Below are 13577 nucleotides of genomic sequence, written 5' to 3' on the forward strand. Positions count from 1 at the left end.
GCGGCCAAATTTTAACAGCGTTGTGGGCATTCGTAAATAATATTTCGCAAATATTTATGATAAACTTGCCTTATAACTTGCCTCATAATAGTTTTAGGTTGTTTTTTATGTTTTCGAAGCCTTCGCAAACGGTTTACACCGTATCGCGCCTTAACAGAGAGATTCGTACAGTTCTTGAGCAGGGCTTTGCATCGCTAATTTTAACAGGCGAAATTTCTAACTTTATTACCCCTGCTTCTGGGCACTGGTACTTTTCGTTAAAAGATGAAAAAGCACAAATTAAAGCGGCTATGTGGCGCGGCAATAACCGCTCTCAAAGTTACCGCCCTGAAAACGGCGCACAAGTAACAGTAAGAGCCCGTGTTTCACTTTACGAACCACGCGGTGATTATCAGCTTATTGTTGAGCATATGGAACCTGCCGGTGAAGGCCAGCTTAAACAAGAGTTTGATGCATTAAAAATGCGCCTAGCCGCTGAGGGCTTGTTTAGTTCGGCCTATAAAAAACCACTGCCGCAAAATATAAACCGTGTAGGTGTAATAACCTCAGCAACGGGCGCTGCTATAAAAGATATATTAACCGTACTTAAACGCCGCGCACCGCAATTAGAAGTCATTATTTACCCAGCCATGGTGCAAGGCAAAGAAGCCCATGTGCACTTAATTAACCAAATACAGTTAGCCAATGCACGCAATGAGGTCGACGTACTTATTGTAGGGCGAGGCGGTGGCTCGTTAGAAGATTTATGGTGCTTTAACCATGAGCAGCTTGCGCGTGCTATTTATCAAAGTGAATTACCCACAGTCAGTGCGGTAGGCCACGAAATAGACACAACCATCAGTGACTACGTAGCCGATGTACGCGCAGCAACGCCTTCAGCAGCTGCTGAGCTTGTCAGCCCTAACACGCAAGAGCTACATAGTAAGGTTATTGAGCTCATTAACCGGTTAAATAATGCCTTTAAACACGATATGGCCGATAAGCGCGCACTAGCAACACAGTTACAGCATCGGCTTAACTTGTGTCATCCGCGCAATCAACTTAATCAAAAAGCGCAGCGATTAGATGAGCTAACTATTGCCTTACAACAGGGCATGCGCAATCGCCTTTACCAACAAGAGCGCACGCTTAATAATTTAACCCCGCGTTTAATGCGTCAATCGCCTGATAAAAAGTTATCGCAGGCCAGCCATCAGCTTATGCAGATACAAACTCGGCTTGAGCAAGCAATGCAGCACAAGTTGCAACACGCGCAAAATAGTTTAGCGCTGCAAGCCAGTAGGCTCGACTCGGTAAGTCCACTTAATGTTTTAGCGCGCGGTTACAGCATAACCAAAACCCAACAAGGCAAAGTGGTTAAATCGGTAGATCACATTAAAACGGGTGACGTGCTAATTACAGAGCTGGCCGATGGCGCTATAAAATCAACGGTGTTGTAAAGCTCTTTCAGTTAAAGCTCTGTGGCCATTAGTAAGGTTAGCTCGGTGTCGCTTGACGTTGAGGTTGTTCTTTTAAATTGCAACCAAAACTCTTGCTTCATTAACTTATCGTTTAGCTCTCGCCATTGGGTATGATCAAACGAGTCGTTATCAGTAGGTGCAGCAAGTTCAAATTTACATACGGTGGTTTTACACGCTGCACTAACAATCTCTGGGATAGAGCTTAGATCAGAGGTAAGTAAAAAATCTTGTAAAGCTATTTCTGTTTGATAAGCCCACTCTTCATTACGTATTTGCTCATCAAATTGCGCTTGCAAAACGGCTTGTGCATCAGAGGGGTCACGCAGCTGCTGCGCCGCGTTTTTCATCAAGGCTTTTTGTGCTGCTAATTGCTGTTTAAGCTGCGATACTTGCTCTTCTAAAGGAAGCTCATCTAGCGGTTGTGGTTCTGGTGTAGGGGGATTATCTTTTTGCTCTATACGAGCGCTTTGTTCAGGGGCAGCGGGTACAACACGCTTTGCTGTTGCTTCACTGCTTTTAACTGGCTGAACAAAAGGTGCCTGCTGCTTTGTATCAGCATGTTGTAACTTTGCGGGGTTTGCGTCACTTGAAGATAAATTAAAGTAGCTCCACGTTAAACCTACACCCGCAATAAATCCTATCCCTAGTGTTAAAAAGCTATTTTTGTTCATTTTAATTCCTTTTAAAATTATTTTTATTTATACAAGCTGCTATTACAGCATGGCGCTGGTGTGTGATTCGTTTTCAGGCTCTGGTGTGGTTAAAAAGTTTTGGTTCATACTTTGCGCCGGACACGGACAATCCGGCCTGCCAATAATTTTAGCTGGTACGCCTACAGCGGTGGTATGTGGCGGTACCGCAGTTAAAACAACTGAACCTGCGCCAATACGTGCGCCCTCGCCTACTTCAATATTACCCAGCACTTTAGCGCCTGCACCAATAAGCACACCGGCTCTAATTTTAGGATGACGGTCGCCCTGCTCGTTACCCGTACCACCAAGCGTGACCGATTGCAGTATTGATACGTTATCTTCAATTACCGCCGTTTCACCAATAACAATACCGGTGGCGTGGTCAAACATTATCCCTTTACCAACCTGACACGCAGGGTGAATATCAACCCCAAACACTTCTGAGGTTCGGCTTTGAATAAAACGAGCAAGCTCTTTACGGTTTTGCTGCCACAAGCAGTTAGCTAAACGATGCGCTTGAATAGCATGAAACCCTTTTAAGTTTAAAATAACCGTAAGGTAGGTTTCGGCTGCCGGGTCTCTGTCTTTAACGGCTTTAATATCTTCGGCCACATAGGTAAGCATACGGTCGCACTTTACAAACGCTTGGTCAAACAACTCACGTATTGTAAAAGCCGATACAACAGCATCTGCCAACTTATTAGCAACAATAAAGCTTAACGCCGAACCTAAACACTCATGATTTAAAATGCATGAATACACATGACTTGCTAAAAGTGGTTCGCGAGTTACAACTTCATTCGCTTCACTACGAAGCTGTTGCCAAATTTCATGACGCATAATACTACACTGCCTTAAATTGATATAAAAAGAGCCTTTTCCTAAGTTTAACGGATTTAAAGCCTAAGGTGTTAACGCCTTAGTTATTTGTTCTGGTTATTAGGTATAACTAAGAGTAAAAAAATTATATGAGTGCTAAATCACTCACACACAAAGCATCTTTTCCTTTATCCTTTGCTTTATAAAGTAAATCGTCTGCTTCTTTGATTAAATACGCACAGGTAAAGTCACTACTGGGTGTAATAGTAGTGAGGCCTACACTCACTGTAAGGGTTCTGCTTGGTAATGAATGTTTATTTTCAATGTTTAACTGTTTTAATTTTTCTAAAATATCGTTCAATACTAACAAGGCCTGATCTGAGTTCGTATTTCCATACACTAAAACAAATTCTTCACCACCAAAACGGGCACATAAATCACCTGGGCGTTTAGTAAATTCATTAAGTACTTTTGCCACCCTTTTTAAGCATGTATCGCCTTGTTGGTGGCCGTAAGTATCATTGAGTAATTTAAAATCATCTATATCAATAATAGCCAACGAAAGCGGCATACCTAAACGCTGACAACGATTCCATTCTTGCTCTAAAAAGGTATCAAAAAAGCCTCGGTTAGCAATATCAGTTAAGCCATCAATAGCGGCAAGTTTTTGTACTTGTTCTTCAGCCAGTTTACGCTCGGTAATATTTTGATGACTAATAGCGTAATACGCTTTATCTGTATGGCTAAACGACACTACTCGCATCATAAACCAACGTTTCTCATCTTCACTATGGCATGGATATTCTAAATAGAAGTCGTCATTAGCCCCCGAAATAACTGATTTAATGCCGTTAAATGCCTTTAAACCAAAGCTATCTCCTTTTTGCGCAGCTTTTTCACACTCTGCTAAGTAATTTTGCTGCTCCCACATATCACAGCAGGCACAGTCGTTTTGCTCACCAAAGTTTTGCCAGCTTCGGTTTATATAAACTATGTCGCCGTTAGAATTAATAACCACTACTTGGTCGGGCGTGGTATCTAGTACCAACTTAAAAAACGCTTTATCGTCAATCACGAGCTTTCCATTTTAGCTTTGTTGTTAATTAGTATAATCAATAACAATTTTTTAACACAATATTGTTACTTTACTTCACGCTAGTTGCATAATTTATTAATGTGAAGTAATACTCCGTATGACAGCTAAGTAGTCTATAAAAAATATAAAAATTTTACTTTTACATTAAAAATCAGATACTAAAGCAGCATGACAGGGTTACTGTCATATGCCAAACTAGCTACTGGCATACTACTGACGGCGTAAAAAATAAAAACAAACGCTAAATTAGCATCATCAACTCAACAAGGATAACGATGATGAAAAACGATATATTGAATACAAAAAAGCTTGGTTATAAATTTTACTTTCAAGATGGCGACAATCAAATAGCCTGTTTTGGAAGCTACTTTACGGGTAAAGAAGAAGTCTTTGTAAACGATGACCTATTCAGTAAAAAACGAACTATCTACTGTGCAAGCACGCACTCTTTTGCTTTTGAGGGCTCACAGTACCAAGTAAAATTTGACATGCTTAATATACTTACGGGGCGTCTGGAGTGCACTCTTTATAAAAATAGCAGTGTGATAGCCAAACAAGTTCAAAGTAGTCTTTCAGACGATCCTAAAAAGGCAGCATTTTTTCTTGCTGGCTGTACATTAGGTGGGGCGGTGTTTGGCTATACAACGGCAACAATTGTTGAACTATTTGTAGGGAAGCTTTAACGTGCAATTAAATCCTACAACAGTTAAATCGCTTAGAAGTAAGTTAGATTGGACGCAGCAACAGCTCGCAGATGCCTGCGATGTAAGTTTGCGGACCATTCAACGGGTAGAAAAAGAAGGCACCGCTTCTAAAGAAACCACTATGGCGCTTTGCGCGGTACTTGAAGTACGCCAAGGCGAGCTAATTAAACTTGATGAGCCTATAAATAATGACGTTAAAAGTACGCCAACTAAAAGCTTTTTAGCGGGAGTGGTTATTAGCTCCTTAATAAGCTTTGCTCTAGGCGCAGGCTCAGTGCTTTTAGCGACTAACTAATATTACGTTTTAATAGCACTAATTAAATAAAAATGCCCCAGGCTATAAGCACTGGGGCATTTTTTATATGTTAGAAAAAGAGATTAATTACTGAAACACTTTTTCAACAGCCATTACTTCAATGTTGTTAGCTGGAATAGCTAATTTATAATCGGCAATGACTTTATCCTCAGCAACAAGCGCTGCTGGTTTTTCTGTGTTGTAAACCATTGGCGATGTTTGCTCTGACACTAAACGTTTTTTCATGTCTTCGCCGTCACCCGTAATAAACACGTACTGTACGTTATCTGTTTGTAGATTATCTTTAATCACGCGATTAACATCAGCAAGCGTTAGCTTTTCAAGTTTACTTGTCACGTATTTTACAAACGACTCTGTGTTATAAAATTCGCTATCAAGTGCATAACCTAATTGGCGGTTTTGACTTGCGACAAGCTGCGGTACGTAGTTAATTAAAAAGTTACGTGTTGCTTCAAAGTCTTTTTCGGTTAAGCCAGTTTTAATAAGCTTATCCAGCTCAAACAACGCGGTACGTGTTGCAAAGTGTGCATCGTTATTAGAGCGCAGCGGGCGTAACCAAATTTGGAATATTTGCTCAGAGCGTCCTAAGTTTGCATCAGGCTTAGTTTGAAACATGCCACGTGGGAAGTACTCAATGTAGGCGTAATCGCCGTAGTTCATACCACGTGTTTGACGAATTCGCTCATACAGATATGAGTTAGAACTACGGTGCTCACCAAAGTACGAACGCACCAGCCAAAGGGCTGTCCAATCTTCACTACTACGAATAGTATCAATTGGGAAACCAAACGATACCGCAGTAGATTGCGCCGACTTTTCTACAATCGTTGCATGGTGACCTTTAAGCTCTGGCGCATCAGGAATACTTAAACGGCTTTGCTCGCCTTTAGGTAAGGTTGCTAAGTCGCTCATGATTTCTGCTTTAAGCGCTTTTGGCACAGCGCCAATTAAACCCAGTGTTAGTTTAGATTGGGTAAGCTCTGTGTTGTAAAATGCTTTTACATCATCAAGCGTTAATGCTTCTAAATCCGAAATATCCCCGTAATTGTAGCTTTCGTATGGGTGATCTTTGTAAAGTGCGCTGTAAAGCACTTCTTTACCTAGCTCTTCATCGTTAGAGGCTTTTAAGCCCGACTTAATACCGTCGATCATTTCTTTTTTAAGGCGCTTAAAGTCATCATCTCTAAAACCTGGGTTAAGTAATTGATCGCTTACAAGCGCATACCATGTAGCAGCGTTATCTTTATGAATACGCCCTTGGAATGACAGCATTTCTTTATCTATTTGATAACCAAAGCTGCCAGCAAGCGGATAAAGCGCTTTTTGTATGTCTTTGTAACTCGTACTTTGCGAGCCACCTTGAGCAAGCATAGCGGCTGTGAGCGCAGCAACCCCTTTTTTACCTTGCGGGTCTGCAGCAGCCCCTGTATTGAATAGAAAGTTTACATCGATCAGCGGCGAGCTATTCGTTTTATCAAGCACTTTAAATACTGGTGCCTCTGGCGCTTTATCACGCTTAGCTACTAATGCGTTTAAGCTTGTTTCTTGTTCAAACCCTGGCGCTTTATCAAGTGCCGACATAGTTACGGTAGTACGCGCGTCATCTACAAAATACTTATTAGCCACGGCTTTAATATCTTGTGCTGTGATGTTGTCGGCCGATTTATAAAGCTGGTTAATAACCTCTGGGTCGCGCTCAAAATGCATATAACTTGCAAGGGTTGATGCAATCGCTTGCGATGAGTCTAAGCCGTTAATAAAGCTGTATTTAAGGTTAGACTTTAAATCACTTAGTTTTTGCTCATCAACAAGTTCGGTACGTGCTTTTGCGTAAGTGCGGTTAATAGCATCGCGTGCTTTTGCTAAATCATCTTCGTTTTCTACTTTTACAAACACATGCAGTAAGCCAGGATCTTTTGTCTCTGGATTGTAGGTAAACATTTGACTCGCTATTTGTTTATCAACAACTAGCTCTTGGTATAAATCGGAGTTATTAGAAAAATAAAGCTGTGAGATTAAATCAAGTGCGGCTCTGTCCTTTTTAGCAGGCTCCCATGCAGCCCCTTTGTAAGATACAAGCAACCAATGACCAGGCAAACCTTCGTTTTTCTCATGTACATATTTAGGTGCTTGCTGCTTTGGCTCAGCTTTAATATCGGCAACGTAATCGCCTTTTTCCCAACCACCCCAATGCTTTTTAACCATAGCCATTGTGGCTTTAGGGTCAACATCACCCACAATTACAAGCGATACATATTCAGGCTTATAAAACTTATCAAAAAATTCTTTACCGTACGCCATTTGATCTGGCATGGCTTCTATATCTTCAAAAAAGCCCATGGTGGTATGTTTATAAGTGTGCGTATCAAACGCTTCTTCGCGTACTGCGCTCAATAACTTACGAATTGGGCTGGCGTTATTTTTTAAATACTCCCCTTTAACCGTTAGCGCTTCGGTTCTAAATTGCTCTTCGGTGTAGGTTAAGTTTTGAAAAATATCGGCTTCAATTTCAAGTACTTTATCAAGATGCTGCTTTGAAAAGTTTAAATGGTAGTTTGTGTAATCGTTAGTGGTGTAAGCACGGTTATCGACCCCTGCATTTTTAAATATGGCAGTGTATTCCTCTTGCGGAAATTTTTTAGAGCCTTTAAACATCATGTGCTCAAAAAAGTGAGCAAAACCGGTTTTACCTGCTTTTACTTCATTACGTGAGCCAACCGATACCGGAATTTGCAGCGAGACGACATCGGGGTAATCGGTTTTAACAACCATTACACGTAAGCCGTTATCAAGCTCTTCGATTAAGTACTCTTGCGAAAATACACGTTCGTCAGCTTTTGTTGTTTGCTGTTGTTGTGCCGTTTGGGTGTTTTCGCTTTGCTGTGTTGCGCAGCCTGTTAGTGCCAGCGATACCGCTAAGCTTGTTGCTAGTAATTTAAATTTCATTGTTGTCCCTTTTTAAATTGAGCAAATTTGTTATTAGGTTTAATGCTAACTCGCTTAGATTATGCCCCAAAGCCACTAAATATAAGACCCCATCGGCTATTTATAATGTAAACAACTGTGTCAATTCCCTATTTTAAAAACATTTAAGTATGAAAAAAACTCAAGTTGATTGAAAAACTTTCATTAAATAAATCTATCTAGACGTCTAAATGGCTGTTATATTGAATTACATACATTGGACTAAGCTGGAATGAGGATTATGGCTTTATCACTACAAGAAAAAATAGAAGACACCAATCAAGGTGTTTATCTTATTGGTACTACCCCGCCTAAAATTGGTACTGATAAAGCGCAGCTAAAAATCATTGCAGAAAAACTACTTGCTCGCTTACACGAAATTGAATACGACGGCGTGATAATTTACGACATTCAAGATGAAAGTAGCCGTACAGATAAAGCACGCCCATTTCCGTTTAAACAAACTGTAGACCCACGTGAATACAGCCACTTACTACGTAATTTATCTGCTCCAGATGTCATTACTTACAAAAGTGTGGCACAACGTGGTGTAGAGGAGTTTAAAGGCTGGTTGGATGAAACTAAAAACGACTACGATTTAAAAAATGTCGTTTTAGTGGGTAGCCCCTCATCGGTAGGTGATATAAAACTAAGCTTGCCCGATGCCTATAAAACATTGGCAGAGCAAAGTGATGACTTCTTTTTAGGGGGCGTTACCATTGCTGAGCGACATTCAAGTAAGCGAAATGAACACGAGCGCCTTATAGAAAAAACAGCACAAGGTTGTCAGTTTTTTATATCGCAAGCCGTTTACGACGCGCAAGCAACTATAGAGCTAATAACAAGTTACGCGCGTACCTGTAAAGCACAAGGTATTACACCAAAACGGATTATTTTAACGTTTACGCCATGCGGTGGCGATAAAACCTTAGAGTTTATGCAATGGTTGGGGATCTCAGTGCCAGAGGCCACTAAATGGCGCATGCTTGATGCAGACAATACCTTAAGTGAATCTGTACGTATTTGCCGAGAAAATCTCGACCTAATACTCAAAAGTTGTGCGCACCTAGATGTGCCACTGGGCTTAAATATTGAAAGCTTAACAAACCGTAAAGAAGAAATTGACGCATCAATAAACTTATACCGTTTATTAAAAGCCATTATGGAATTAAACCTAGCCGAAAAACAAATCGCTTAAAGCCTAATTACCCCCGTTTATAGCAAGCCTAATGGCTTGCTTTTTTGTTGCTATGTTTAAGTGTATTACTTTTATTATTATGCTTTTTAGCCAATTTGTACGCTTGTTTATTTTTATACATTTGGTGATCGGCCAAATTTAATAACGTATCAAAAGGTTGCTTTTGTTTATTAGTAAAACTTTCGCCTATGCTAAGTGTCAGCGCGCACACGTTGTTTTCTAATAGTGCGTTTTTATACTCAATTTTTATTTTATCAATAATATGGCTAAGCTTACTTCTATCACTAATTTGCATTACTGCTACAAATTCATCGCCGCCTAAACGCCCTACTATATCAGCCTCTCTTAAATGTGTTTTTAAGGTATTTGCTAAGAGGATTAACGCTTGATCGCCTATTTCATGGCCATAAGTGTCGTTTAGTTTTTTAAAGTCGTTTATATCAATAAACAAGCAACACACATCAAAACCTAAACGCAGCGCTAAATTAAGTTTGTGTTGGGCAAGTAAGCTAAGTGCACGGCGATTATAAATATTGGTAAGCGGATCAAGCATGGCTATTTCGCGCATTTGCTCAAAGCTATAAATAAGGGCTAAATCGTCTTCAATTAAATCACGAAGCTGCTCTATTAGCTCAAAATATTCATCGGTATAACTGGTTTTTTTTGAATCTTTTAAACACAAGGTGCCAAATACTTCACCTTCAGGCCAGTGAATTGGCAAGCCAAGGTAGGATTCAACGCCATCTTCAATAACCTCGGGCATGGTATTCCACTGCGTATCGCTGCGGGTATCGCTAACATACAAAGTGTTGTTGTTTTCGGCTACATATTTACAAAATAAGGGAGTTTCGGGAGGGAGTATAGGGTTGGTTTCAAAGTGTGAGCCACCTTCATTAGCTCTAATAACTACACGATAACCTTTACTAGTAGCCTGAACTATATAACCAGAGGGGGCCGAAAAAAGCCCCGTAATAAGATCAATGGTTTTTTGCCATTTATGTAATGATATTTGGCCATCGACACCAGAAAACGCCCATTGATCTGTTTCAAACATAACTATACCTCAGCTATTTAATGGCCTTAGTATAGCCAAATAAATATGTTTAAGGCTACTTTCTGCGGCGTTTACTTGGTGCTCTTTGCCCGGTAATGCGCTTTTTATCGCGATCTTTACGCGCTTTGTTGGTGTTTTTACGGTTATCTTTAGGGGGCTTGTTTAAATCAGGCTCGTAACCTTCTAGCCATTGTGGTGCTAAGCGGGTATCCAGTAGCACTTCAATTTCTTCCAGTAACCACTGCTCGTCAATACTTACCAGCGACATGGCAAGGCCTTGCTCGCCAGCGCGCCCCGTACGGCCAATTCGGTGTACGTAATCTTCTGCTATGTAAGGTAGCTCAAAGTTTATTACGTATTTAAGCGCCGGAATATCTAAACCGCGGGCAGCTACATCGGTGGCAACTAAAACCCGCGTTGTGCCTTCTTTAAAGTTTTGTAATGCACGGTCGCGTGCACCTTGTGATTTATCGCCATGGATAGACTCAGTTTTTAAGCCATCTTTACACATTTCTTTGGCAAGTTTATCGGCCATTTGTTTAGTGCGGGTGAATATAAGCACTTGGCGCCAGTTTTTCATGCCAATCATGTGCGATACAAGCTCACGCTTTCGCTCTTCATCAACTGCGTAAATAACTTGTTCAACCTCTACAGCAGCAGAGTTGCGTTTATCAACTTCAATTAGCTCGGGGTTTTTAAGTAGTTTTTTACTCAGCTCAAACACGCTGTCATCGAATGTGGCTGAGAACAATAAGGTTTGGCGATCGCCTGGAATGTGGCGCAAAATACGTTTTATTTCATCAATAAAGCCCATATCCAGCATACGGTCGGCTTCATCAAATACTAACGAATCAACACTTGAAAGCACCACACTGCCTTTAACAATATGATCAAGTAAACGCCCAGGCGTTGCGACTATCACTTGCGCCGTTTTAAGCGCTTTAATTTGCGGGCCAATACTTGCACCGCCATACGCTAAAGCGCCTTGAATATTTGTGCTTTGGGCGTATTTTTCAAAGCTTGCAAACACTTGCTGAGCAAGCTCACGCGTGGGCGTTAAAATAACCACTCGGGCTATGCCTGGCTCATCTTTTTTTGGTGTATTTAAAAGCTTATGTAGTAGTGGTAATACAAAGGCGGCTGTTTTACCTGTGCCTGTTTGCGCGCTGCCCATTACATCGCTGCCCGCTAATATGTGCGGAATAGTTTTAACCTGAATTGCGGTAGGCGTGGTGTAATTATTTTGCTCAATTGCGGTTAGTAATAACGAATCGAGTTTAAGAGATGAGAACGATGTGGCAGACATAGGCTTAGCTTTAAAATAACAAAGAGCGCTATTGTACGCATATTACGGTACTGCGTAAATTAACCAGCTCAGAAAAGTATTCAGCCTAGCTGCATTCGCTAACCAATAAAAAAGGCGCTAAATAACAATGTATTTAGCGCCCTTTTTATACCAATCCGCTTAATTAAGTGGTCTATTTTGAGGACAGAAAAACGTGTTGATAGCTAGGCAAAAAATTCGCTATTTAGTTGTTCTAAATGAGAATTTTTTAATGCAGATAGCAACACTTTTAGCCCCTAAAAATGATTAAGTATTATTGCGAATTGGTATTATAATTTAATGACGTTAAACCGGTTTTAAGGTGGCTTTGCGCTCATTATAAAATGCGATTAAGTCATCGACCGTTGCTTGGCAGTATTCACGAATACCCGACACCACCATGTGCTTTTCACCAAAACCCACTTTTTCGCCGTTTTCTAGTAAATTAAAGCGCAAGGTAATTTTGCCGCGCTTACCCGTGTACTCAAAACTTGGCTCAGCAAACTCAAGCGTTGGCGTTTGAATATTAATGTTATCAAGGTTAATGATCATCGACTCGTAAATAACCATAGGGCGCGCTGGGTTAATCATTACATTTTGCTTACCCATTAGCGGAATAATTACGTGCGGAAATGCAGCACCAGAAAACTCAACATAATTTTTTATTAAGCTATTAGTAAGTGTTGGGCATTTGCTGGTTTTACCTTCGCGTTTTACCTTTAAAATTACTTTGTCGCCGTTGGTTACATCAAACTCATCATCCCCTTCTGGGAAGTTAAGTTTGGTGTTTTCGTCAACCATACCGGCAAAGGTAAATTCCATTCGCTCACTTATACCGTAGCGGTCTAACACTAAAGAAAAAAGTAAGTCTCCTGGCGCGCAAAACTTTTTGGCATCTTTGTCATGAAGTGGGTTGTAATCATCGGCAACGCACTTTGCGAAACGACACCCTTGCTCACGAGAGATAGAAACATAATCAGCATGCTGCTGAAAGTAAGGACTTAACATAGATTGTTCACTGCTTAAACTGCTTATAACCTGCCCATACTACCAGAAAAAATTTAAAGAGAGGTCGAATCACTTACAAATTCATACAATTAACTTAAGAGTAAATGTTGCACACACCTGTTTTAGTTAGTAATTTAGGTACCAAACTAAATAAGGGACTAATTATTATGTTACGTGTTTTTGCAGTAATAAGCGTACTCACTACTTTGGCTGGATGTTCTAGCGTGACTTTTCATACCGATATAGATAACGATGTTTTATCTGAGGAAATTAGTACGTACGTTAAAAAACGAGATTTACAACAGTTTTATAGCGATCAAGAAGCACACGAAAGTGGCGCCACACTTTTAGGCCGAATTGAAGGCGAAAGCTGCAATGGCGACGGTAGAGGCGACAATAATATAAGCTACAATCGCTTAAAATCAAATGCTATAGATTTACTTAAAGCAGATGCAATGCGCAGAGGCGGTAACGCCTTTACTATAAATTCTTGTAGCGAAATCTCTGTATCGTATTGTGACCTGTCTGTTTTATGCAGCGGACAGGCCTACGACTATTAATAAATTATATATTAAGCGCAAAGCTAAGTAGTACGCGCTTTCCCGACTCAATTTTAGAAACGCTATGCTCGTATTTGTCGGGTCTAAATAAATACACCCGGTTAAACCAATTAATAATGCATTTTGAGCATTTAAAAACCCCACCAGCTTTAGGTTTTACTAGTACAAAATTAAGTTTGTAGTAGCGCCCTTGCTGTACTGGATCTATATGGTTCATCACACTGTGATGTGTAGGGTAAGTAACTAGGTTTATTGAAAAGGCATTACTGCTAAATAAAGCTTTGTTTTTTACAGGTGCAATCATGCTGCCTCCTTTTAATTTACATGCAGCATTGTAGCACTTGCTAAAGCGCCACTGCTTGCGCTAAACAATATCAAAACG

At 40.5% G+C, this 13577-nt stretch carries 13 protein-coding genes; 5 read left to right on the forward strand and 8 right to left on the reverse strand.

Going from position 1 to position 13577, the window contains the following annotated elements:
• Positions 1-107 precede the first annotated feature (107 nt).
• On the forward strand, positions 108-1439 hold the full coding sequence (gene xseA, locus B4F91_RS08250; protein WP_286938030.1) for an exodeoxyribonuclease VII large subunit: 1332 nt from the start codon (positions 108-110) through the stop codon (positions 1437-1439).
• 11 nt (positions 1440-1450) lie between these two features.
• On the opposite strand, the gene B4F91_RS08255 is transcribed toward xseA, so the two are convergent.
• The 3 genes from B4F91_RS08255 to B4F91_RS08265 all read right to left on the reverse strand — a co-directional run bounded on the left by B4F91_RS08255 (position 1451) and on the right by B4F91_RS08265 (position 4046).
• A complete protein-coding gene (locus B4F91_RS08255; protein WP_029773888.1) occupies positions 1451-2131 on the reverse strand; it encodes a hypothetical protein in 681 nt (226 codons plus the stop codon).
• A 42-nt stretch (positions 2132-2173) separates the two neighbouring features.
• Positions 2174-2992 (reverse strand): serine O-acetyltransferase, encoded by an 819-nt coding sequence (gene cysE, locus B4F91_RS08260; protein ID WP_004586131.1) that lies wholly within the window; start codon positions 2990-2992, stop codon positions 2174-2176.
• Positions 2993-3116: 124 nt separating this feature from the next.
• A complete protein-coding gene (locus B4F91_RS08265; RefSeq protein ID WP_024033155.1) occupies positions 3117-4046 on the reverse strand; it encodes a sensor domain-containing diguanylate cyclase in 930 nt (309 codons plus the stop codon).
• A 296-nt stretch (positions 4047-4342) separates the two neighbouring features.
• Between B4F91_RS08265 and B4F91_RS08270 the strand changes: the two genes are divergently transcribed.
• On the forward strand, positions 4343-4750 hold the full coding sequence (locus B4F91_RS08270) for a hypothetical protein (RefSeq protein WP_024033156.1): 408 nt from the start codon (positions 4343-4345) through the stop codon (positions 4748-4750).
• Position 4751: 1 nt separating this feature from the next.
• A complete protein-coding gene (locus B4F91_RS08275) occupies positions 4752-5066 on the forward strand; it encodes a helix-turn-helix transcriptional regulator (protein ID WP_286938026.1) in 315 nt (104 codons plus the stop codon).
• A gap of 87 nt (positions 5067-5153) precedes the next feature.
• Here the strand turns inward: B4F91_RS08275 and B4F91_RS08280 are convergent, their stop codons facing one another.
• Positions 5154-8033 (reverse strand): M16 family metallopeptidase, encoded by a 2880-nt coding sequence (locus tag B4F91_RS08280; RefSeq protein ID WP_286938023.1) that lies wholly within the window; start codon positions 8031-8033, stop codon positions 5154-5156.
• Positions 8034-8292: 259 nt separating this feature from the next.
• On the opposite strand from B4F91_RS08280, the gene B4F91_RS08285 reads away from it, so the two are divergent.
• Positions 8293-9249, forward strand: coding sequence for a methylenetetrahydrofolate reductase (locus tag B4F91_RS08285; protein WP_024033159.1), 957 nt, complete (start codon positions 8293-8295; stop codon positions 9247-9249).
• Positions 9250-9277: 28 nt separating this feature from the next.
• On the opposite strand, the gene B4F91_RS08290 is transcribed toward B4F91_RS08285, so the two are convergent.
• The 3 genes from B4F91_RS08290 to B4F91_RS08300 form a co-directional block, all read right to left on the reverse strand.
• The gene (locus B4F91_RS08290; protein ID WP_096041243.1) at positions 9278-10303 is read right to left on the reverse strand and encodes a sensor domain-containing diguanylate cyclase; all 1026 of its coding nucleotides are present in this window, start codon (positions 10301-10303) and stop codon (positions 9278-9280) included.
• Positions 10304-10358: 55 nt separating this feature from the next.
• Positions 10359-11609 (reverse strand): DEAD/DEAH box helicase, encoded by a 1251-nt coding sequence (locus B4F91_RS08295; protein WP_286938021.1) that lies wholly within the window; start codon positions 11607-11609, stop codon positions 10359-10361.
• Between the two features lie 324 nt (positions 11610-11933).
• Positions 11934-12635 carry a DUF3581 domain-containing protein gene (locus tag B4F91_RS08300; protein ID WP_096739166.1) on the reverse strand — a complete coding sequence of 234 codons (702 nt, stop codon included), beginning with the start codon at positions 12633-12635 and terminating at the stop codon, positions 11934-11936.
• A 167-nt stretch (positions 12636-12802) separates the two neighbouring features.
• On the opposite strand from B4F91_RS08300, the gene B4F91_RS08305 reads away from it, so the two are divergent.
• A complete protein-coding gene (locus tag B4F91_RS08305) occupies positions 12803-13195 on the forward strand; it encodes a hypothetical protein (RefSeq protein WP_248451873.1) in 393 nt (130 codons plus the stop codon).
• Positions 13196-13199: 4 nt separating this feature from the next.
• Here B4F91_RS08305 and B4F91_RS08310 read toward each other — a convergent pair whose 3' ends face one another.
• Complete coding sequence (locus tag B4F91_RS08310) at positions 13200-13499, reverse strand: hypothetical protein (RefSeq protein ID WP_024033163.1); 300 nt, start codon at positions 13497-13499, stop codon at positions 13200-13202.
• Positions 13500-13577: the final 78 nt, after the last annotated feature.

The organism is Pseudoalteromonas sp. UBA6610 (assembly GCF_002433295.1).
GTDB lineage: Bacteria > Pseudomonadota > Gammaproteobacteria > Enterobacterales > Alteromonadaceae > Pseudoalteromonas > Pseudoalteromonas atlantica.

Excerpts from the sequence above, each read along its gene's own strand:
- xseA (WP_286938030.1), top strand. The coding sequence starts at position 108 with ATGTTTTCGAAGCCTTCGCAAACGGTTTACACCGTATCGCGCCTTAAC.
- B4F91_RS08255 (WP_029773888.1), bottom strand. The coding sequence starts at position 2,131 with ATGAACAAAAATAGCTTTTTAACACTAGGGATAGGATTTATTGCGGGT.
- cysE (WP_004586131.1), bottom strand. The coding sequence starts at position 2,992 with ATGCGTCATGAAATTTGGCAACAGCTTCGTAGTGAAGCGAATGAAGTT.
- B4F91_RS08270 (WP_024033156.1), top strand. The coding sequence starts at position 4,343 with ATGATGAAAAACGATATATTGAATACAAAAAAGCTTGGTTATAAATTT.
- B4F91_RS08280 (WP_286938023.1), bottom strand. The coding sequence starts at position 8,033 with ATGAAATTTAAATTACTAGCAACAAGCTTAGCGGTATCGCTGGCACTA.
- B4F91_RS08285 (WP_024033159.1), top strand. The coding sequence starts at position 8,293 with ATGGCTTTATCACTACAAGAAAAAATAGAAGACACCAATCAAGGTGTT.
- B4F91_RS08290 (WP_096041243.1), bottom strand. The coding sequence starts at position 10,303 with ATGTTTGAAACAGATCAATGGGCGTTTTCTGGTGTCGATGGCCAAATA.
- B4F91_RS08295 (WP_286938021.1), bottom strand. The coding sequence starts at position 11,609 with ATGTCTGCCACATCGTTCTCATCTCTTAAACTCGATTCGTTATTACTA.
- B4F91_RS08300 (WP_096739166.1), bottom strand. The coding sequence starts at position 12,635 with ATGTTAAGTCCTTACTTTCAGCAGCATGCTGATTATGTTTCTATCTCT.
- B4F91_RS08305 (WP_248451873.1), top strand. The coding sequence starts at position 12,803 with ATGTTACGTGTTTTTGCAGTAATAAGCGTACTCACTACTTTGGCTGGA.
- B4F91_RS08310 (WP_024033163.1), bottom strand. The coding sequence starts at position 13,499 with ATGATTGCACCTGTAAAAAACAAAGCTTTATTTAGCAGTAATGCCTTT.